General features: G+C 40.3%; 18 protein-coding genes and 1 riboswitch. Of the genes, 8 read left to right on the top strand and 10 right to left on the bottom strand.

Annotated features, from left to right (window positions below):
- Window positions 1-797: 797 nt before the first annotated feature.
- The 5 genes from lysS to SR187_RS07230 form a co-directional block, all read right to left on the bottom strand.
- Window positions 798-2,288, bottom strand: a complete 1,491-nt coding sequence (lysS, locus tag SR187_RS07250; protein ID WP_120172002.1) for a lysine--tRNA ligase — start codon at window positions 2,286-2,288, stop codon at window positions 798-800.
- Window positions 2,289-2,551: 263 nt separating this feature from the next.
- Window positions 2,552-3,031, bottom strand: a complete 480-nt coding sequence (locus tag SR187_RS07245; protein WP_120172001.1) for an aminoacyl-tRNA deacylase — start codon at window positions 3,029-3,031, stop codon at window positions 2,552-2,554.
- A complete protein-coding gene (locus SR187_RS07240) occupies window positions 3,031-3,873 on the bottom strand; it encodes a DUF368 domain-containing protein (RefSeq protein WP_120172000.1) in 843 nt (280 codons plus the stop codon). The genes SR187_RS07245 and SR187_RS07240 overlap by 1 nt, the downstream gene beginning before the upstream one ends.
- A 265-nt stretch (window positions 3,874-4,138) precedes the next feature.
- Complete coding sequence (gene thiT / locus SR187_RS07235; protein ID WP_024531553.1) at window positions 4,139-4,690, bottom strand: energy-coupled thiamine transporter ThiT; 552 nt, start codon at window positions 4,688-4,690, stop codon at window positions 4,139-4,141.
- A gap of 61 nt (window positions 4,691-4,751) precedes the next feature.
- A riboswitch (TPP riboswitch) is annotated at window positions 4,752-4,849 on the bottom strand.
- 21 nt (window positions 4,850-4,870) lie between these two features.
- Window positions 4,871-5,725 carry a glycoside hydrolase family 25 protein gene (locus tag SR187_RS07230; RefSeq protein ID WP_120171999.1) on the bottom strand — a complete coding sequence of 285 codons (855 nt, stop codon included), beginning with the start codon at window positions 5,723-5,725 and terminating at the stop codon, window positions 4,871-4,873.
- Between the two features lie 247 nt (window positions 5,726-5,972).
- Here SR187_RS07230 and ftsW point away from each other — a divergent pair, with 247 nt between their 5' ends.
- From ftsW to tuf, 6 genes are all read left to right on the top strand, one after another.
- The gene (gene ftsW, locus SR187_RS07225; protein ID WP_120171998.1) at window positions 5,973-7,187 is read left to right on the top strand and encodes a cell division peptidoglycan polymerase FtsW; all 1,215 of its coding nucleotides are present in this window, start codon (window positions 5,973-5,975) and stop codon (window positions 7,185-7,187) included.
- A gap of 14 nt (window positions 7,188-7,201) precedes the next feature.
- Window positions 7,202-9,898 (top strand): phosphoenolpyruvate carboxylase, encoded by a 2,697-nt coding sequence (gene ppc, locus SR187_RS07220; protein WP_120171997.1) that lies wholly within the window; start codon window positions 7,202-7,204, stop codon window positions 9,896-9,898.
- Window positions 9,899-10,227: 329 nt separating this feature from the next.
- Window positions 10,228-10,731, top strand: coding sequence for an RNA polymerase sigma factor (locus SR187_RS07215; protein WP_120171996.1), 504 nt, complete (start codon window positions 10,228-10,230; stop codon window positions 10,729-10,731).
- Window positions 10,712-11,683: an anti sigma factor C-terminal domain-containing protein gene (locus SR187_RS07210; RefSeq protein ID WP_120171995.1), complete on the top strand. Its 972-nt coding sequence runs from the start codon at window positions 10,712-10,714 to the stop codon at window positions 11,681-11,683. Before SR187_RS07215 ends, SR187_RS07210 begins: the two co-directional genes overlap by 20 nt.
- A gap of 127 nt (window positions 11,684-11,810) precedes the next feature.
- Window positions 11,811-13,562 carry a glycoside hydrolase family 13 protein gene (locus tag SR187_RS07205; protein ID WP_120171994.1) on the top strand — a complete coding sequence of 584 codons (1,752 nt, stop codon included), beginning with the start codon at window positions 11,811-11,813 and terminating at the stop codon, window positions 13,560-13,562.
- 122 nt (window positions 13,563-13,684) lie between these two features.
- Window positions 13,685-14,881: an elongation factor Tu gene (tuf, locus tag SR187_RS07200; protein ID WP_024531546.1), complete on the top strand. Its 1,197-nt coding sequence runs from the start codon at window positions 13,685-13,687 to the stop codon at window positions 14,879-14,881.
- A 185-nt stretch (window positions 14,882-15,066) separates the two neighbouring features.
- Here tuf and SR187_RS07195 read toward each other — a convergent pair whose 3' ends face one another.
- Genes SR187_RS07195 through SR187_RS07185 form a run of 3 tightly spaced genes read right to left on the bottom strand, consistent with a single transcriptional unit; the run spans window position 15,067 to window position 16,051 of the window.
- A complete protein-coding gene (locus SR187_RS07195) occupies window positions 15,067-15,258 on the bottom strand; it encodes a hypothetical protein (RefSeq protein ID WP_120171993.1) in 192 nt (63 codons plus the stop codon).
- Window positions 15,255-15,473, bottom strand: a complete 219-nt coding sequence (locus SR187_RS07190) for a helix-turn-helix transcriptional regulator (protein WP_120172493.1) — start codon at window positions 15,471-15,473, stop codon at window positions 15,255-15,257. The genes SR187_RS07195 and SR187_RS07190 overlap by 4 nt, the downstream gene beginning before the upstream one ends.
- A gap of 5 nt (window positions 15,474-15,478) precedes the next feature.
- Complete coding sequence (locus SR187_RS07185) at window positions 15,479-16,051, bottom strand: membrane protein (RefSeq protein ID WP_032537840.1); 573 nt, start codon at window positions 16,049-16,051, stop codon at window positions 15,479-15,481.
- 293 nt (window positions 16,052-16,344) lie between these two features.
- Between SR187_RS07185 and SR187_RS07180 the strand changes: the two genes are divergently transcribed.
- Together SR187_RS07180 and tpiA are read left to right on the top strand one after the other, a co-directional pair.
- Window positions 16,345-17,871: a MucBP domain-containing protein gene (locus tag SR187_RS07180; RefSeq protein ID WP_120171992.1), complete on the top strand. Its 1,527-nt coding sequence runs from the start codon at window positions 16,345-16,347 to the stop codon at window positions 17,869-17,871.
- Window positions 17,872-18,585: 714 nt separating this feature from the next.
- Window positions 18,586-19,338: a triose-phosphate isomerase gene (gene tpiA / locus SR187_RS07175; protein ID WP_120171991.1), complete on the top strand. Its 753-nt coding sequence runs from the start codon at window positions 18,586-18,588 to the stop codon at window positions 19,336-19,338.
- Between the two features lie 248 nt (window positions 19,339-19,586).
- Here the strand turns inward: tpiA and yidA are convergent, their stop codons facing one another.
- Both yidA and SR187_RS07165 read right to left on the bottom strand, forming a co-directional pair.
- Window positions 19,587-20,396 carry a sugar-phosphatase gene (gene yidA, locus SR187_RS07170; RefSeq protein ID WP_120171990.1) on the bottom strand — a complete coding sequence of 270 codons (810 nt, stop codon included), beginning with the start codon at window positions 20,394-20,396 and terminating at the stop codon, window positions 19,587-19,589.
- Window positions 20,386-21,699: an HD domain-containing protein gene (locus SR187_RS07165; RefSeq protein ID WP_024531538.1), complete on the bottom strand. Its 1,314-nt coding sequence runs from the start codon at window positions 21,697-21,699 to the stop codon at window positions 20,386-20,388. The genes yidA and SR187_RS07165 overlap by 11 nt, the downstream gene beginning before the upstream one ends.
- Between the last annotated feature and the right edge of the window lie 63 nt (window positions 21,700-21,762).

Raw genomic sequence — 21,762 nt, 5'->3', positions numbered from 1 at the left:
TTGTACAACTTCCAGTGACTTCCGCCATGTGTTCCGTGATAAGTATTCACTGCGTAATCTTTTTGCGAAGAATCCTTTCTTGGACTACTGAATGGACCAGTATTTGTTTGAAAAGGAGTTTTTCCATATTTATTCGTAAAAAGACTCAGATCAATATAGGAAGGTCCAGTTCCTCCATCACGAGTTGCCTGATGTTTTAAACGAAATTCAATTCTACTCTCAGTACGTACAAATAGTTGAAGATGGTGCGACCACGGTATAAATAGTTATTAAAGTAAAAGATTTTTTTCATACGACCACCTCCTAATTTTTAATGTGTTTATCATAACCCGAATAATTGGTGTTGTCAACAAAAAAATCAGAAAATTCAGCTAAAACGGAACATTCGTGAAATAGACTGTTTTAACAATCTATACAGAGTATATTTAGGGAGGGTATTTTTCAGGCAGAAAAAGCCATAGTATGTTAGGGATAGATTGTCTTGTAGCTCCTTTGATGCATATTCTTTTCTGGCAAGCCGCAAGTATGTCGGTCTTAGTGTTTTAGGGGTGACAGTGAGTCACGATAAATCTTTTATTTTTATGTGTTACTGGAGAGTGGAAACATTTCTTTTCAATCGGTGATAGCTCATTTTTAGATATTTTCAAGCAAATGAACGGTTTCATCTCAAGCTAGATTGTAGGATGTAGTAGCGGGTGCAAGACATCGCGGATGAAACCGAAGGGCAGAGGGATGAAGAGTAAGTTCCTTGAAAGCGTAAAAAAACCACCCCAGAAAATCTTCTGAGGAGGTGATTGTTATTTCATCGTAGGGAACAAGAGTACATCTCGGATGGTTGTTGTATCGGTTAGGAGCATGCAGAGACGGTCAATACCGATTCCCAGTCCACCTGTTGGTGGCATACCGTATTCAAGTGCCTCAATGTAGTCGTAGTCGACACCAGTTGCCTCGTCATCTCCGAGTTCTTTAGCTTTAGCTTGTGCTTCAAAGCGTTCTAACTGATCAATTGGATCGTTTAATTCGGTAAAGGCGTTTCCGTATTCTTTGGTCATGATGAAGAGCTCAAAGCGGTCTGTGAAGCGGGGGTCGTCATCATTTTTCTTAGCAAGTGGTGATACCGCTACGGGATGTCCGTAGACAAAGGTTGGCTGGATAAGGGTAGCTTCCACGTATTCTTCAAAGAAGCTATTGATAATCTGACCAACTTCTGTATGGTGTTTTTCCACAGGAACATGATGTTCAGCTGCGAGGGCTTTTGCTTCTTCAAAACTCATCTCTTGCCAGAAGTCCACGCCAGTTTGCTCCTTAATGGCATCGACCATGTGGATACGCTTGAATGGCTCGTGAATAGCAATTTCTGTACCTTGATAGGTCACAGGACCATCGCCGATAACCGCTTTAGCAGTGTGTTGGATAATGCCTTCTGTCAAATCCATGATGTCTTGATAGTCTGCATAAGCTTGGTAGACCTCAATAGATGTAAACTCAGGGTTGTGAGTTGCATCCATTCCTTCGTTGCGGAAGATGCGACCGATCTCATAGACACGCTCCATACCACCGACAATCAACCGTTTGAGGTGGAGCTCGGTTGCAATCCGGAGCACCATATCGATGTTTTGAGCATTGTGGTGGGTGATAAATGGACGAGCAGCAGCACCGCCAGCTTCATTGTGAAGGACAGGTGTCTCAACTTCCAAGAAACCAAGACCATCAAGGTAACGGCGAATTTCTGAGATAATTTTGGAGCGGGTTACAAAGCGGTTAAAGCTCTCACGGTTGGTAATCAGATCCAAGTAACGCTTACGGTAGCGTGTCTCAATATCTGTCAAACCGTGGAATTTTTCTGGCAATGGGCGGAGTGCTTTAGAGAGGTGAGTTAATTTATGGACGTGGATTGTCAATTCTCCCATGTTTGTCTTCATTACGTCACCTTCAATGCCGATAAAGTCTCCTAGATCAGCCTTTTTGAAGATTTCATAGTTTTTTTCACCAACATCATCCTGACGGACGTAAATTTGAATTTGTCCCTCACGATCTTGAATATGGGCAAAACCAGCCTTCCCCTTACCACGTTTAGTCATCATACGACCAGCAATGATAGCAGTTTTAGCTAGCTCTTCCAATTCTTCTTTTGTTTTTTCTTCGTATTGTGTTTTTAACTCAGCAGAATTTGTGGTCCGTTCAAAACGTTTACCGAATGGATCAATTCCTTGTTCAGCAAGGGCCGTCATTTTTTCGCGGCGGACAATCTGTTGGTCATTTAATTCTTCAAAATGTGCAGTTGACATAAAAAATTCATTCCTCCAAAGTCTGTTCTTTTTATTTTATCATAGAACCCGTAAAAAATCAGCATAAATACCGAATAGAATAGGAAAAAACAGCAGATAGTTCTACTAACCTACTGTTTTTGTCATGGCATCATCTAAGATCTTTGCAGTATTAACGGTTTTAAGTGATAGTAGCAGTCCTGTTAAGAAAAAATAATTAAATGGTGAACTGCGAGAATTATCACGAACTCGACTTCAATTGAGCGTTATAATCCATTTCAAAGTTATTCTCTTTCAATGATATTGGCAAAACTTGCATTTACAAAGTCAGCCAAGACCTGACTATCTATTCGGATAGAACGACCAATTTCTCCAGCTGATACGATTATCTGCTTTGATTCTAAAGCGGATAGGTCGATAAAGATAGGAAAATTATGTTTTTGGCGGATACCTACGGGGTTGTTAGCTCCATGGACATAACCCGTTATTTTTTCCAAATTCTTTTGAGGGATCATGTTGACCTTTTTATTTCCGGAAATCTTAGCTAATTTCTTCTCAGACAAGCGTTCGGTAATAGGAACAATGCCAATAATTGGTCCTGTTTTATCACCAATAAGAGCTAATGTTTTATAAATATCCTTTTCTTCTATTCCTTGTGGTAGTTGGCCTTCAAGGGCATTTAAAACAAGGCTATCATGTTTGATCTTAGCCTTGTCTAAAATTTGGTTAACTAAGGTTTTTTTGATAGTAACCTTCTTTGCCATTACTTGTATTTTTCCTCTAATTTGCTCATCCAATATCCCAACCATGCTCCCAAGACAAAGAGGACAAGGGAGATCATCCAGATGCCAAAGTCAGTTCCGGCATAGGAAATTGATTCTTTGTTGCCCACTTGTGGAATTAAAATCAAGAGGGTAGAGGAAGAAACGATACCGATGATAAAATGATAGACTCGTGAATGATAAACTTTGAGAGCATAGTCCATTGCTTTTGAAAAAGCAATCATTGCAAGTCCTCCACCGATAGCAATCGGTAGGAAGGTGCCGATTAAATCAAGAGATTTGAAGCCACTGAGCATGGGGGTGTAAATTCCTAAAATCAAGAGAAGATTTGATGGGCTGAGTCCTGGAACCAGCACACCTAAGGCAATCAAGGCACCGGCTAAAACAAAACTTGCAAAGTTGGCAGGGAGAGTTCCCACCAAATCACTTAAGTTATAGAGCAAAAGGCCAGATACGATAAAGGTTCCAATGAGCCACATCCAGTCAATAGTATCGCGTTTACTCTTTGTGATAGATTCCTTCAGTAAGCTAGGAATCGTTCCTACAATAGCTCCTGCGAACGCCCATAGGGTTGGTACTTGGAAGTGTTGCAAGAGAAACTCCACTGGAAAGGAGAAGAGAGCAATTCCTAAGACCCCACCAATTCCAACAGGAACAAAATAGAGAAAGTTCTCTTTAAAATTCTTGCGAATGTTTGCTAGAAAGCTGATAAGACGTTCATAAATTCCTAGGATAGCTGCTAATACACCTCCAGAAACACCGGGCAGTATAAATCCAAGGGCGATAATCATACCTTTCATTATTCTTGAAATCCAAGAAGCCATAGTTTCCTCCAAAATATATTTGTACAGTCATTTGTTGACTTTTTATACCTTTCATGATCACAGTAACACTATTGAAAGGGGGAAATGGAGCCGGTTCGTGTGTTTGTCATGGGCCATTAACCCCTTTCTCAACTTCAATCAAGCAAGGCAAGTTAAAAGGTAGATCAAATGACGATAATTCTTACATTATAGCATAAAGTAAGATAAATAGCTGAAAAAAGAAAGCCTGTTAGAAGGAATCTAGCAGGTAAGTCGTCTAAAAAATTTACGAAAGGCTATAAAAATTTGGTCTAGCCTTATAAAGCAGGATCAGCAGAATGCAAGCAATGGCTGCTGAAGGGAGAATATAGCTGATATTGTACTGGAAAGAATAGAGCCAGACAGGAAGACCTGCCGGGGCATAGTCAGCATAAAAGATTATTCCTGCTAGGAAATTAGCTAAAAAGCGAATGCTTCCTCCTAGTACACTAGCAAGTGTGATAACAAGGCTAGCATGGGGCAACGTTTTTTGCTTTTTCAAAGTGTGTGTCAAAAGACCTGCTAATCCAATTCCTGCATAGGATAAGGCATAATCGAGAAAAACTTGAAAGAGATTTAAAAAGTAACCACCGTAAAATAGCTGAATGGTTCCAACGATTCCTCCAGAAAGAATCCCAACCGATAGACCATGGCGCAGAGAGAGAAGGAGAATGGGAAGCATGACTAGAGAGACAGAGCCACCTTGTGGCATGGTGAAGAGGGGGAATTTGTCAAAGACAAGAGCGATAGCAGAAAAGATAGCTATTTCAGCCAAAAGACGTAATTTTGATTGGGACATAGTAAAAGCACTCCTTTATAAACTGTTGGCAAGGGAGCGCTTATGATCAGAGTATGGTATTATCCTGTAAGCACACAATTCCTACGCTAGTTTTAACTAGATCAGGTTCGAGGATTTCGCTAGCAAGCGATCTCAGCCGAAGCACTCCTTTGTGTATATAATTAGTGAAATTGTAACATTTTATTCCGGTATTGTAAATAATTTTTTATAAATCTGATTGGGATCCTTCAAGGTGGTAACAATGTTCAGGTCAAGATGCTTATCAAAACCATTGACACGACCACGTGAGGTATATTGATGAAGGTCATAATCTAAATCAGTATTGGGAGCCGCATTGTAATAACCGGAGTCATCGCCATAGGTAGGAATCCATACTGCATCAAATTTTTCAACGTTGATACTGTGATCTTCCATAAAATAGGTTCCAACGTAAATTCCGATATTTTTTGCTCCTAAGTCTTTGAGCTCCTTACGAAAAGCTTCTACTCCGGCATTCATATCATTCATGGTATGTTCTTCGACATCCAGCCAGTAGAAAGTCGGTTTATATTGGTTTGCTGCTTTGTAAAAACTGCGAGCCTCTTCCCTCATATTTTCAATACTGTTTCCCGTAACATAGGCATAGACAGCTACAGGGATATTTCTTGCCTGAAATTCTTTGATGTGGGTATCAAATGACTTATCTAAACCATTCTTGTCCGTAGCTGTATTTTCTTTTTTAGTGTGTGATCCGCTTTGGATACGGACGATGGCACCGGAGATATTTCGACTAAGAACATCATAATCAATTTCTGAAGGTCTCTGCCATGCTGAAACATCAATAATCGGTTTCATTTCAAGAGCATTGGTGATATGGTAACTAGAGCTAGGGCTAATCTTTTTAGGACTCGTACTAGTACTTGATTGTGTGGTTGTGGTCTCATTGGTTGTATTCGTTTTATCTACGGTATTTCCAGTTAATCCGGTTACGAAAATAAGGACAAAAAAGGAAAGGAAGAAACCAACGACAACGATCGGATTTATTTTCTTTCTCATCCCATCAATTTTACCCTAAAACAACAAAAAAATCAAAAAAATATGATTTAGATGGAAAGCGGAATTAAATAGAGCAGATAAAATGAGGAAAACGTCATTGGATGCACGATAAAAGCAGGAAAGAATTTAGCTTTTTCAAAACAAAAATTAGGTTTGACAGTTTGAACCACTTATTGGAAAAGTGGGAAGTGTTTTTATGCAAAGTATGCTATAATAGACAGTATACTCGAAGAAGGTTGGATTAGAAATGAAGATTGACAAGCGTCATTTGTTGAATTACTCGATACTCATTCCCTATCTCATATTATCTGTTATAGGTCTAGTAATGGTTTACTCTACTACCAGTGCCACGCAAATTATCAATGGTAAGGATCCATTTAGAACGGTTATTAACCAGGCGGGCTTCTGGGTGGTTAGTCTGATAGCAATCTACACGATTTATCGTATGAAGTTGAGTTTTCTACGAAAGAAGGCAGTCATTTATTCGGTCATTTTAGCAGAGATCTTCTTATTGGTAATATCTCGCCTGTTTCCCACTGTCAATGGTGCTCATGGCTGGATTCCTCTTCCAATCGCTGGAACCTTACAGCCTGCAGAATATCTGAAGTTAATTGTTATTTGGTACTTGGCTCACGAATTTGCTAAGCAGCAGGCTGATATTCGGACCTACGATTACCTCTCTTTGATTAGAGGTAGTTGGATTCCGAAAGAATTTACTGATTGGCGGATTATCAATCTCATCTTACTTGGCTTAGTGGCCACCTTGCCAGACTTGGGAAATGCCACGATTATTATTCTGATTATCATTGTGATGATTAGCGTAAGCGGTATTGCCTATCGCTGGTTTTCGACAGCGATTTTAGGGATAGTCGCTGCTTCAACGGTTATATTAGGAACGATTCGTATTTTCGGAGTTGAAACGGTCGAAAAAATTCCTCTTTTTGGCTATATTGCCCGCCGATTTGCTGCTTATTTTGATCCATTTGGCAATGCGACAGGTTCCGGTCTACAACTGACTCACTCTTACTATGCAATGAGCAATGGTGGCTGGTTGGGGCGTGGCTTAGGAAATTCGATTGAGAAAAAAGGGCACTTGCCAGAAGCCCATACCGACTTTGCCTTTTCCATTACGATTGAAGAACTTGGCTTTATAGGAGCGAGCTTGATTTTGGCCGTATTGTTCTTTTTAATTATTCGGATTATCATCGTTGGTATCCGTTCTCGTAGTCCTTTTAATTCCATGATGGCGCTTGGTATCGCAGGAATGTTACTCATTCAGACCTTCGTCAACATTGGTGGGATTTCGGGGATTATCCCTGCAACAGGGGTAACCTTTCCCTTCCTTTCACAGGGAGGATCCAGTCTCCTGATTATCTCTATCGGAATTGGCTTTGTTCTTAATATTGATGCCAATGAGAAACGTCGACTAATCGAGGAAGAGATTGAGCGTACATTAGTATAGAAAAGAGGTAGAAGATGATAATTCCCAAACTAGAAAATTGCAACAATAAAGAAATCATCCAGGAAGAAGTGACGATTCTGACATCTATTTTAGAAGAGGTCGCAGCACAGATGATGCCAGCAGAGACTTTCACCAAGATTCTCGAATTGTCTCAACTGTCTCATCGGGATGATTATCGAGCTTTAATCGAGATTATCGGTCAATTAAATAATGAAGAACTTGCAGTGATTTCTCGCTATTTTGCTGTATTGCCTCTTTTGATTAACATTTCAGAAGATGTAGATTTGGCCTATGAGATTAACCATCAAAATAATATTGAACAAGATTATCTTGGGAAAATCTCAACGACTATCGATCTGGTTTCACAAAAGGAAAATGCAGCTGAGATCCTTGAAAAATTGAATGTAGTGCCCGTCCTGACTGCTCATCCTACTCAAGTTCAACGCCAGTCTATGTTAGATTTAACCAAGCATATCCACGAGTTGCTTCGTCGCTACCGTGATGTGAAAAAAGGGCTGCTAAATAAGAGTAAGTGGGAAGACGAGCTACGTTGCTATATCGAAATTATCATGCAGACCGATATGATCCGTGAGAAGAAACTCAAGGTTACCAACGAGATTACTAATGTCATGGATTATTATAATTCTTCCTTTATCAAAGCGGTAACTAAGTTGCAACGTGAGTACAAGCGTTTGGCTGCAGAGAAGGGAATCGTTTTGAATAATCCCCGTCCTATTACCATGGGAATGTGGATTGGTGGAGATCGTGATGGGAATCCATTTGTAACTGCGGAAACGCTGAAACTATCAGCTCTGACTCAGTGTGAAGTCATCATGAACTACTATGATGAGCAACTTTATAAGCTCTATCGCAATTTTTCGCTTTCGACCTCTATTGTCAATGTATCAGCGGCTGTCAAGATGCTCGCAGATTTGTCAGAAGATAGTTCGGTTTATCGCGAGAATGAACCCTATCGCCGGGCTTTTCATTATATTCAGATGAAGTTAGCCAATACAAGAGATTATTTAATTCATAGCAAACCTTCCGAGGTTCGTTATGCTAACGTTGCAGAGTTCAAGGCAGACCTGTTCGCTATCAAACAGTCTTTGATCGAAAACAAAACAGCAGCTCTTTTAAAAGGTGATTTTACGGAGTTACTGGAAGCTGTTGAAGCATTTGGTTTCTATCTAGCTAGCATTGATATGCGTCAGGATTCTTCCATCCACGAAGCAAGCGTTGCGGAGCTACTAGCTTCAGCTCGCATTGTTGAAGACTATTCAAGTTTGTCAGAGGAAGCCAAGTGTCATGTCCTTTTGAAGCAGTTGGAGACAGATCCCCGTATTCTTTCTGCAACCCATGTGCCCAAGTCGGAGCAACTGGAAAAAGAATTGGCCATCTTTACTACAGCTCGTGAGTTAAAAGACAAACTTGGTGAGGAAATCATCAAGCAGCACATCATTTCCCACTCAGAGAGTGTGTCTGATTTGTTGGAATTAGCAGTCTTGCTCAAGGAGGTAGGACTGGTGGATACGGATAAGGCTCGTGTGCAGATTGTTCCACTATTTGAAACCATTGAGGACTTGGACAATGCGCCGGACACCATGCATCAATATCTGCAACTTGATCTGGCCAAACGCTGGATTGCAGGCAATAAACATTATCAGGAAATCATGCTAGGTTATTCGGATTCCAACAAGGATGGTGGTTATCTATCATCGGGTTGGACCCTCTACAAAGCACAAAATGAATTGACAAAGATTGGTCAAGAATACGGTGTTAATATTACCTTTTTCCATGGTCGTGGCGGCACAGTTGGTCGCGGCGGTGGTCCTTCTTATGATGCAATCACCTCTCAACCATTCGGTTCTATTAAAGACCGCCTTCGTTTGACAGAACAAGGTGAAGTTATTGGAAATAAGTATGGAAATAAAGATGCAGCTTACTACAATTTGGAAATGCTAGTATCTGCGACACTTGATCGCATGGTGACTCAAATGATTACGGATTCAAATGAAATTGATGGTTACCGAGAAACTATGGATGAAATTGTATTAGATAGTTACCAGATCTATCGTGAACTTGTTTTTAATAATCCACACTTCTATGACTATTTCTTTGCGGCAAGCCCAATCCGAGAAGTGTCCAGTCTCAATATTGGTTCACGACCAGCAGCACGCAAAACCATTACGGAAATTGGTGGACTGCGCGCTATTCCTTGGGTCTTTTCTTGGTCGCAAAACCGTGTCATGTTGCCGGGATGGTATGGTGTCGGCTCCAGCTTTAAACGCTTTATCGATAAGGGATCGGATAACTTAGCTAAGCTACAGAAAATGTATGAGTCATGGCCGTTTTTCCGTTCCTTACTATCAAATGTGGATATGGTCTTGTCCAAGTCAAATATGAATATTGCCCTTGAATACGCTAAAATGTGCGAAAGTGAAGATGTACGAAATATCTTTTATATCATTTTAGATGAGTGGCAACTGACAAAAGAGGTTATTTTAGCAATTGAACAAAATGAAGAACTCTTGGCAGATCTGCCCTTCTTGAAAGCAAGTCTTGATTATCGTATGCCTTACTTCAATATTCTTAACTATATCCAGATTGAACTGATTCGTCGCCTTCGTCGTGGGGAACTCAGTAAGGAACAAGAAAGTCTAATCCATATCACTATCAACGGTGTAGCAACAGGTCTACGAAACTCAGGTTAATACCCAATATGAAAATTAAAACTATCCTTTGTTAATTTGGTGGTTCTCCAAGCTTCAAAGGTCTCTGAAGCTATCTTCATTGTTATTTTTTCGTTTCTTTTTAATATCATTACAAACAACTTCTTAGGAGGTTGTTTTTTTACAAGCTGATTATCACTAAAAGATTCAAACGATGTATATTCGGTGGAAGAGTTTCAGCCTGTTAGATGGATATTGGAATCTAGTGGGAGAATGTTTGGCTTTGCTCTCGTCTATTTTTGAAGGATAAAAAGTTATAATAGTAGTGTAACCAAATGAATTTTCTTTCGTTATATTTATGAAAGGAGGAGATTATCATCAAGCTGGATGAATATGAAAAAGAAATTATCGGCATTGCTGAGGAAATTTCCTACTACTTGCAAAAATCAGGCGCCACACTTGCAGATAGTCAGGATATTGCTCAGGATGTGCTGGTCAAAATTCTAGAATCTGATATTGTTCTTCCTTTTGAAAAACTACGAGCCTGGCTCTATCGTTCAGCAGTCAGAGCCTATATTGATAAATACAGGAGAGACAAACGCTACCATGAGTTACTACAGAAAGAATTTTTCAGTAAGCAAGCCATGGTTCAGTACGACCATGAGGGGTATGAAGACCTTTATCAGGCAGTAGCAGAATTACCAGACAAGTACCAACTTGTCATTGACCTATTCTATTTTCAGGAGATGAGTGTCCAAGAAATTGCTCATATCTTAGGAAATAGCCAGAGTCTTGTTAAAATCAACCTCTATCGAGGGCGAAAACAACTAGCAAAATTATTGAAAAAGAAAGGTTATGATGATGAAAACTTTTGAAATTGCAGCAAAGAGAAGCAAGAAGAAACAGTTGATAAAAGTGGTAGGTTTATCCATTATAGGAGTATTGGTAGTGACAGGAATCGGCATAAGAACCTTACAACTGTTAACAGCTAATCATGCTAATACAGTCTATAAAGAACATGAATTATTGACTCAAGTTGCTTACCCAAATATCGAATATTCGACCTACTACTACAAGGCTACTGGTATGTTTGCAGGGGCTGTTCATGCTGATCGCCATAAAAATTTAGCAGGGATTCCTGTGGCATTTGGTGATTATGAATATCACTATGATTGGATGGGAAGCTATCACGATCCTTCGCAGGACGGTGCTTCTTATAAAAAAGGGGGTGCGTATGATCGGCAAACCTGGACAAAATTGCCACTATTTTTCAATACCGATGTTTCAAACAGAGATAACACGGCCAACTCTCCAAGTAAAGAATTGGCGATGGTTAAAGATATGCCCAATCAGCTAGTAGAAGTAGCGATTACTTTTAACAAGAGATATAGCTATGCCGATTTGCAGAAAATGCTTCCAAAAAATTTGCAGCAAAATTGGTATTGGATTGGTACACAATCTAAGCAAGAAGCGCCTGATCGTATTGATCAGTTATTTGGACTGAGAGCAGAAGCGCTGCAGGTTGTAAAGCTAGATGATACATCTCCACAGGAAATAAGAGAACGAAATGCTTTGACACCTATGAAAGAATTGGTAGGGAAATACAAAATGTCTATTGGAGATTACAAGTTATCCAATGATCTTCAAGCTTTTTTAGACAAGTTTGGTCACACAGACTTTACCAAACAATCAGACATTGATAAAATGGAGTTTGCGGGAGTTATTTTGACAGGTCAGGCAGAGGATTTTGCCCAACTTGAAAATGCAGAATGGATATATGCATCTAGTATTGGATCTTCTACTCCAAAACAACCGTATCATAGGTGATGCACAGAGGAAAAAGCTGGCAGTGGTCAGCTTTTTTCTATGAAATTAGCTGCTGGAATAAGAGAGGAAAGCGTTTGCGCAACAAGTGAAAGAATGATAAAATGGATGGGTTAGGAGGTAGCAATAGATGACAGAACGAACAGCTCTTTACCATCGTCCCGATTCAGAGTATGCTTATCTATACAAGGAGAATCAGATCCATCTTCGATTTCGAACCAAGTTTCAAGATGTCACCTCAATATGTGTCCACCATGGAGATCCTTTTATTTTCTACCAACAAGGATACCAATACCAAGCAGAAATGGAAAAAGTCGCTAGCGATAACCTGTTTGACTACTGGCAAGTAGAGCTTAAGACGGACTTTGGTAGATTACAATATATCTTTGAGCTAATCGGTAGGGATGGACAGAGACTCCTCTATGGCGAAGGCGGCCCTCTAGCTGCTTCAGAAGAGAAACTCCATTCATTCATGAACGGCTTCAAACTTCCTTATTTGCATGAGTTGGACAGATGTCAGGTTCCTGCATGGGTTTCAGGAACAGTTTGGTATCAAATTTTTCCAGACCGTTTTGCTAGAGGAAAGGCATCGGAAGCAAAGCAGACGTTTAGAGAGTGGAATCCAGACCTAGCACCAAGTCCAAATGATTTTTTTGGTGGAGATTTAGCAGGGATTATCGAGCATCTGGACTATTTACAAGATTTAGGCATCACAGGTCTATACCTCTGTCCGATTTTTAAAGCGCCCAGTAATCATAAGTATGACACGAGCGATTATTACCAGATCGATCCTCAATTTGGCACGAACGAAGAGTTGAAACAATTGGTTTCCAAAGCTCATCAGCGTGGGATGAGAGTCATGCTGGACGCTGTCTTCAACCATATTGGTTACCAGTCTAAACAATGGCAGGATGTACTCGAAAAAGGGGAACATTCAATCTATCGCGATTGGTTTCATATTGATCGTTTTCCGTTGGTGGAAGAAAAGAACGGACAAGAATGTGTAAACTACCAGACCTTTGCTTTTCAAAAGGAAATGCCCAAGCTAAATACTGCACATCCAGAGGTAAAGGCCTATCTTCTGGATATTGCTCGCTTTTGGATAGAAGAATGTGATATTGATGCTTGGCGATTGGATGTTGCCAATGAAATTGACCATCAATTTTGGAAGGAATTTAGAAAAACGGTTTTGTCCATCAAGCCAGACTTATTCATTCTTGGGGAAATCTGGCACAGTGCCCAATCGTGGCTAGTGGGAGATGAGCACCACTCCGTTATGAACTATCCACTAGCTAGCGCAATAAAATCATTTTTCTTAACGGGAGAGTTAACAGACAAAGAATTTATAGCTTCGCTGAATAGCCAACGGTTTACCTATCGTCAGCAGGTGAGAGAAGTTCTCTTTAATCTACTGGATTCGCATGATACAGAGCGAATTAGTACGACTGCTAAAGGAGATAAGAATGCGATCAAAGCGGCTTTAGTTGCCCTCTTCTTTCAAGTAGGAAGCCCTTGTATCTACTACGGGACAGAAGTGGGACTATCTGGTGGAGAGGATCCAGATTGTAGGAAGGTTATGCCGTGGAAAAAAGAACAGCAAGATGAGGAGTTGCTGGCTTTTGTGACAAAGCTCATCCATTTGCGACAAACCTACCAAACGATCATTCAGAATGGAAAATTCTCCTTGGAGTCAACTGAAGAACGGCTATTAAGGATGACCTACACTAACGAAGACAAGTCCATTACTCTCTACTTTAACCAAGGGAAAGAACAGGTCAGTCTTCCCGATGGCTGCCTTGTCTGCCTAGCCAATGGTCTGATTGAAAATGGACAAGAGAAAAATCTCATGTCCAAGGGGGTAGCCCTCGTAGAACATGGATAAATTAAAAAACGATAGAAAATGCTTGCAATTCTGCTACAATTTGATAGAATAGTAAGGTAAAGTTAGACTGTATTGCCTACTGTCTATCTATAAAATATATTTTATTGGAGGCTTTTACCAAAATGGCAAAAGAAAAATACGATCGTAGTAAACCACACGTTAACATTGGTACAATTGGACACGTTGACCACGGTAAAACTACTTTGACTGCAGCTATCACAACTGTATTGGCACGTCGCTTGCCTTCATCAGTTAACCAACCTAAAGACTATGCGTCTATCGATGCTGCTCCAGAAGAACGCGAACGTGGTATCACTATCAACACTGCACACGTTGAGTACGAAACTGAAAAACGTCACTATGCTCACATCGACGCTCCAGGACACGCGGACTACGTTAAAAACATGATCACTGGTGCTGCCCAAATGGATGGTGCGATCTTGGTAGTAGCTTCAACTGACGGTCCAATGCCACAAACTCGTGAGCACATCCTTCTTTCACGTCAGGTTGGCGTTAAACACCTTATCGTCTTCATGAACAAAGTTGACTTGGTTGACGATGAAGAATTGCTTGAGTTGGTTGAAATGGAAATCCGTGACCTTCTTTCAGAATACGACTTCCCAGGTGATGATCTTCCAGTTATCCAAGGTTCAGCTCTTAAAGCTCTTGAAGGTGACGCTAAGTACGAAGACATCGTTATGGAATTGATGAACACTGTTGATGAGTACATTCCAGAACCAGAACGTGATACTGACAAGCCATTGCTTCTTCCAGTCGAAGACGTATTCTCAATCACTGGTCGCGGTACTGTAGCTTCAGGACGTATTGACCGTGGTACTGTTCGTGTCAACGACGAAATCGAAATCGTTGGTCTTCAAGAAGAAAAATCTAAAGCAGTTGTTACTGGTGTTGAGATGTTCCGTAAACAACTTGATGAAGGTCTTGCCGGCGATAACGTTGGTGTGCTTCTTCGTGGTGTTCAACGTGACGAAATCGAACGTGGTCAAGTTATCTCTAAACCAGGTTCAATCAACCCACACACTAAATTCAAAGGTGAAGTTTATATCCTTACTAAAGAAGAAGGTGGACGTCACACTCCATTCTTCGACAACTACCGTCCACAGTTCTACTTCCGTACAACTGACGTAACTGGTTCAATCAAATTGCCAGAAGGTACTGAAATGGTAATGCCTGGTGATAACGTAACTATCGACGTTGAATTGATTCACCCAATCGCTGTTGAACAAGGTACTACTTTCTCTATCCGTGAAGGTGGACGTACTGTTGGTTCAGGTATGGTTACAGAAATCGAAGCTTAATTCGATTGAGTTCCCAGAAATAACAATTATAATCAGACAAAAAGAAAACTCTCTACTTTCCGGTAGGGAGTTTTTCTGCTTCTTTTAGCACTCATAATTGCAGAAGGGAAAATTTGCGTCTAGGATGTTGATGTAGTTGGAATGGAAAACAATCTCCCAGAGTGAAATCAGGGAGATTGTATCTTTTACAATTTTTCAGGATTTTCAATAAAGGACCGAACAACTGTGCCACATTCTTTGCAAATCTCATGATAGAGAATTTGACCGTTAAAGGCTACCTTCTTTTCTGCACGAGTGATACTAGCATAACCATGTGGTTGTTTGCATAGAATAGCATTTGAAAAATCACAGAATGGGCAAATAAATACCTTGTTCATCTCGGCTCTTCTTTCTTTTTGAGTTGAAAGATTTCCTCAACCCGACAACCGAAGACTTCCGCAATTCTGAGGGCCATTTCGAGAGAAGGATTATAACGATTGTTCTCCAAATGGACAATCGTTTCTCGTCGCACACCAATTTCTTGAGCCAGTTCTTGTTGGCTTATTTTCTTTTTCTTTCGCCATTCTTTGAGGTTGGTTTCAATCTTTACCATACCAATCACCCACCACGCTTTTCAAAAATCCAGAAACCGATGTCAAAGATGAAAATCATAGTGGCTCCATAGATGAGGACCATGCCAGCATTCAGGCTAAATGGCATGAAGAAGGTAATGATACTAAGAACCATCAGACTTGACAGTACCAAAATCAGGGTCAAAGAAGCTGCCTTGGCTAGGTTGATGTAGAAACGATCATCAGCCTTTTCGTCGACTTTCTTGATGGCGAAGTAGAGGAAGAAGCCAACTAGGATCAGGAGACTGAGCCCAAGAAAAAGATGTTTGAGCCAAGCAGGGTTGGTATCTGGTGTGATTGCCCAAATTCCTTTGGTATAGATTCCCATGGTAGTTAATAGGGTACAAGTATACAGTTTTTCAGTCAGTCCAAAATATGCTTGCTGCCTTTGGTTTGGTTGAATTCGGAAGAGAATGGACAAAAGAATGAGTTGTAAGATAATAGTAATGGTCAGAATCAATGGTTTTATCCACCAAGGGTTACTGGTGGGAGTGGCAACACCCAAAATAATCATGGTAATTGGAACTCCAAGTAAAGCTGAATTTTTATAGTTTTTCATGATAGGACCTCCTTAATAATTTATAAAAGTTAACTATTTATAACTTTTTGTGTTATAAATATATCACATATAGGAAATACTGTCAAATAAAATGTTATTTTTTTATAACATTTTTGTAGCAATATAAAAATCATACTAGATGTCATGTAAGTTTTGTATGTTTTTTCTCTGTATTTTTATAAAGGGTAAAAATGAGAGTAATATATGTGCTAGAATAATCTCGTTATTGCTTTTGTGTTAACAATATTGTACGCGTCGTGCAAGACAAGATATATGAAAAAGGAGTTGTATTTATGTATTCTAATAGCGAAAAAAAAGAGAATGGTACCAAACAAAGTCGTTTCTCTATTCGTAAATTTAGTGCAGGCGTGGTCTCGGTGACTATCGCGGCCTTTTGGATGACAGGTCCCCTTGCATCCGCTGATACTCAGCCAGCAGCAGAAAACAGTACAAGTCTAGAAGAAATTGCTACTGAAAAAGGAAAAGTAACTGTTAAGTACTGGGGATTCCATAATGGAGACCACAATCCGCTTGAAGGAAAGAATGAGTCAGGTCAAATAGTTAAAGCCGAAGAGACCCTTGAAGGCAAAGTTGGGGAAACATATAATTTAAAAAATAAACGCCATAGTAAAATTACTGATAAAAATGATGTGGAATGGATTTTTGATTCAGCAGATGGTAAAGAAGAAGGTAAGTTTGAATCTTCAAAACCCCCAGTTGTTGACTATTACTACACAAAAAACTTTAAAGACGGCTCAGTAATCGTCAAGCATGTTGATGTAGATGGCAAACTACTGGGCAGCGAGATAGCTGTATCAAAAATGGAAAAAGGAGCTGCATACGATGTTAGCTCTAAAAGATTTCCAGAGTTTATCAAAGATAATAGATCCTATATCCCTGTTTCTAAGGGGCAATATGCAGTTGGTGAAGTTGGTGATGAAGGCAACTTAGTTAAGGCTAAGGATCCAAAATATATTGGTCTTGATCCGGCTAAAGGCAATATTATTCTGGGCGAACGGACCGTTACCTTTGTTTATAAATTCGATAAGGAACTTCTAACTCCATCAAAGCCATTGGATAATCTAAGCAAGAAAAAGTATTCCATCTATCATGGGATTGACGGAAGAACGGAAGGACCAAAAACCTTTGAAGGTACCGCAGCAGCCTTAGAAGAGTTCTTGAAGCAGGAGATGGCTTCTCGTAAAGACTACCCATATGTTGATCGCTTTGAAAAGGATGAACGAGTTCTCTTAGTATTTAACAAGTATAAGACTTTCATTGTCATTCAGACAAAAGAGGGCGATGAGGTCAAACAAACTATCTATCCATCCTATAAAGATCCTGAAAAACTTACCGCAGAAATTAAGCAATTGATGGATGGTTTCCGTAATGACTATCATGTTGAGCGTAAAGATGGTTTTGACAAGAATGAGACAAATGTTCCGACTGTTACGCTCGTCTTGACAAAAAATTCAGAGAAAACTAAGAGGGAACAGCTAGTTCAACCTAAAGCTGAGCAGCCATCTCAACCTAAGGTCGAACAACTATCTCAACCTAAAGCTGAGCAACTATCTCAGCCTAAGGATGAGCAATCCGCTCAAGCTAAGGCTGAAAAACTAGTTCCGTCGAAAGGCGGGATGTTAGATTCTAAGCAGACCGAGCAGTCAGAAAGAACTCAATCTAATCCGCAAATCAAGCGCGAAGCTAAGACCTTGCCAAATACAGGTGAAGGAAGTTCAGCGCTTATGTTGGTCGGAGTAGGGCTAGGTTTGTTATCTTCAGCACTGGTTCTATTCAATAGACGTCGTCGCGAAGACTAAGAGTTAAGTTTTTCTTGGAATATGAATAGAAATCAAGGAACACTTGAGATTATCTGAACTGCCCCCCAAAAGTTAGATACAAAATCTAACGATTGGGGTGCTTTTCTTATGACATTAAACGCTAACGATAAAGTTGAAATCTATCACTTAAAACAATTAGGTTGGACTTGGCCACAACTCAGCCAAAATTTGATGTGAATAAAGCTCATCTACAATACTTGGTCCGACTGATTGACAAATATGGTTTAGACTGTGTTCAAAATGCCGTACTAAAAAAGCTGAGAGAATACGGTCTGATGGACGAAGCAAGGCTCAATAATATTTCTTGTCAAATTTTTTGGGGTGCAGTTCATCTCGGTCTCCTCTTTTTTGTATTTTGAATGGTTTAAAGGCTTAGTCTGACTGTTTTTATAGAGTAAATATTAAGTATGGGAATAATGTTTCTCATTTAATCCAGAAAGGAAAATCTGTTTTCTGAAAACGAATTTGTGTGTATAAAAGGTGAATTTTGCCCAAAGATATACCCCAAATTAACTGAGGGGATGTTTCTACTATTCATAATGTATCGAAAATATTGTAAAATTTTCTGAAAACAATCCTGTAAAAATCAGTGATATATGGTTTTCATGCCTATGAAGTGGAGAAAATCTTTAATCTTAGTCACATTTATGCTATAATAGGTACCATACAATAAATATAGAAGAGGTAAGTGAAATGTCACGTAAACCAATCATTGCTGGTAACTGGAAAATGAACAAAACGGCTGCAGAAGCACGCGAATTTGTTGAGGCTGTAAAAGCACACATCCCATCGTCTGATGTCGTTGAGACTGTTATTGGTTCTCCAGCTCTTTTCATTGAAGGCATGAAGAAAGGTGTGAAAGGAACAGACTTGAAAGTCGCTGCGCAAAACTGCTACTTTGAAGATTTCGGTGCCTACACTGGTGAAAATAGTCCTGCAACTCTTGCTGCGCTTGAAGTGGACTACGTGATTATTGGCCACTCAGAGCGTCGTGACTACTTCCACGAAACGGATGAAGATATTAACAAAAAAGCTCACGCAATCTTCAAAAATGGTATGACTCCAATCATCTGCTGTGGTGAGTCTCTTGAAACTTACGAAGCCGGTAAAGCAGTTGAGTTTGTAGGTGCTCAAGTTTCTGCTGCTTTGAAGGACTTGACTGCTGAACAAGTGACTTCTTTGGTGATTGCCTATGAGCCGATCTGGGCGATTGGTACTGGTAAGTCGGCTACTAAAGACGATGCACAAAACATGTGTAAAGCAGTTCGTGATGTCGTTGCGGCTGACTTCGGTCAAGAAGTTGCTGACAAAGTTCGTGTTCAATACGGTGGTTCTGTAAAACCTGAAAACATTGCTGAGTATATGGCTTGTCCAGATGTTGACGGTGCCCTTGTGGGTGGCGCATCACTGGAGGCAGAGAGCTTCTTGGCTTTGTTGAATTTCTAAGATAGTCTGAGTAAGATGAGTCTTTAAGATATAAAAATGAGCAGCTTCAAAGGAAGTTGCTCATTTTCTGTTCTCATTGGGGAGAAAGTTCATCAAGACGATGGATACCTGACTGGGAAAAAGAAGAAAAGCGAAAAAATACAGAAAATATTGGAATTCTGTAACAGATTAAACCAATAGCTTTTTGTATCTTATCGGCTAGTTTTGCCCTGTACTTCCTATACCTGCTTGATATTGAGAATGGGTGGCTATTTTAAAACCCATTCTCTAAGTGCATGGGCCACGCCGCTCTCATCATTGGATTTGGTGATATACTTAGCAATTTTCTTTAGTTCAGAATTGCCATTTTCCATGACAACGGGAGCGCCGACAACTTCCAACATGGACCGATCGTTTTCCTGATCGCCTATGGCCATAGTCTGATCCATTGTCAACCCTAGCTTTTCTGCTAGGTGAATGATGGCCTGCCCTTTATTGACTGTTTTAGGAGTAATTTCGAGGTAAAATGGTGCTGATTTGGCAACCGTATATTTCTCTGTTAGACTGGTCGGCAGAAGAGGGATAGCAGCATCAAGAATCTCTGGCTCATCAACCATCATTGCCTTGATGATTTCCTCTTGCTCCATTTCTTCTGGCGTACGGTAAAAAATGGGGGCACTAACCAGCATTGATTCGTAGACAGTGTATTTACCAATATTACGGTTAGCAGTATAGATGCCTTTTTTTGTACTCGCGTGCATAGGGAGATGAAGTCTGCGAGCAGCCAGTTCAATATCGAGATAGTCGTCATAAGTTAGTGTATCTTTTACAATATCTTCGCCAGTCGCTGCATCTTGGACCAGCCCACCATTGAAGGTAATTACATAATCTCCAGGTTCGGTCAGATTTAGTTGGTCTAAAATAGCGCGAACCCCCGATATAGGTCGGCCAGTCGCAATGACGATTTTGACACCAGCTTTCTTAGCATCTTGGATGGCTGAGAAGACTTCAGAGGTAATTTCCTGCTGACTATTTAGTAGGGTACCATCGATATCAATGGCAACGAGTTTAATGCTCATGTTGTTCTCCAATTATAAAATGATCGTTATGCACATGGCTGATAAAATCAGCAGTCTGTAGTGCAAAAATACCTGTCTCTCCCAACATTTCCTTAGGGAAATAGAAGCGGCTATCCCCATGTATTGTTCCAGATAGTGAATGGACGATCGGTGATAGGGAAGATAATTCAACTAAGGTATCATCCTTTCGATAAATCTCAATCTGTGTTCGTTTCTTTTTGGCATTTGGGCGATAAATATCATAAGGCAGGTCGAAATTATGATGGATAGCTGTATAATATTCTGGGTCAAAGCCAACATCTGCTACCAGACTGCGTAGCAGATCCAATCCTTCCTCTTCTTCTGTCTTGAAGGTGATAGACTTGAAGACCTTTCTGTTTATGTAGCGCTGTGCTAAGTCAGATAAAATACGATCTGGTCCATCAATCCATGACTGGAAGTAGGTATTCATCACACCATCATCAAGAGCGAGGTAATCAGCTAGTTGAACACGGCGTTCAAAGAATGGTAGTAGGCGTGGTGAAGTGCGAGCGAAAAAATCTTGTTCGCTTGCATAAAGTAACTTGGCACGATTGAGCAAATTTTGTAATAGAACTTCCATCGATCGGCTGGCAGGATGAAAATAGACCTGCATATACATCTGGTAGCGACTGAGGACATAATCCTCAACAGCATGCATCCCAGATTCTTTGAAGGCGATTCCGTTCTCGATAGGACGGATGACCCGTAAAATTCTTGTTAGGTCAAATTCGCCATAATTAGCACCAGTAAAATAGGAATCACGCAGCAGGTAATCCATACGATCGACATCAATTTGGCTGGAAATCAGTTGTACGACCTGTTTATTCGGATAGGTGTGACGGATGACGCTGGCAACCTTATCTGGAAAATGGGGAGAAACCTGTTTCAGGAGAGAATTGATCTCTGTTTCTGGGTTAGTGATAATGGCACAGGTCATTTCCTCGTGATCCGTGTCAAATAGACGCTCGAAGGTGTGAGAATAGGCACCATGTCCCACATCATGCAGGAGCGCTGCAACCATGGTCAACAAGGACTCGTTTGAATCCCAGATATGAGGATACTTATCTTCAAATTTTTGTGTAATCCGCCTAGCAATTTCATAGGCACCAAGGCAATGCGAAAAGCGGCTATGCTCGCCACCATGGAAAGTATAGGAAGTGGTTCCCAGTTGTTTGATGCGGCGTAGTCGCTGAAATTCTTTTGTATTGATGAGTTTGTAAATCAGTTCATGGTCTACATGGACGTAATTATGAACCGGGTCACGGAATACTTTTTCTATCATGCTTCCATTATAACAAAAAAGAGTAATAATTTCCTGATTTTTCTAAAATACAAGGATATTGAT

Origin of the sequence: Streptococcus ruminantium (genome assembly GCF_003609975.1) — a bacterium.
GTDB lineage: Bacteria > Bacillota > Bacilli > Lactobacillales > Streptococcaceae > Streptococcus > Streptococcus ruminantium.
This window is presented reverse-complemented; position numbering and strand designations above follow the sequence as displayed.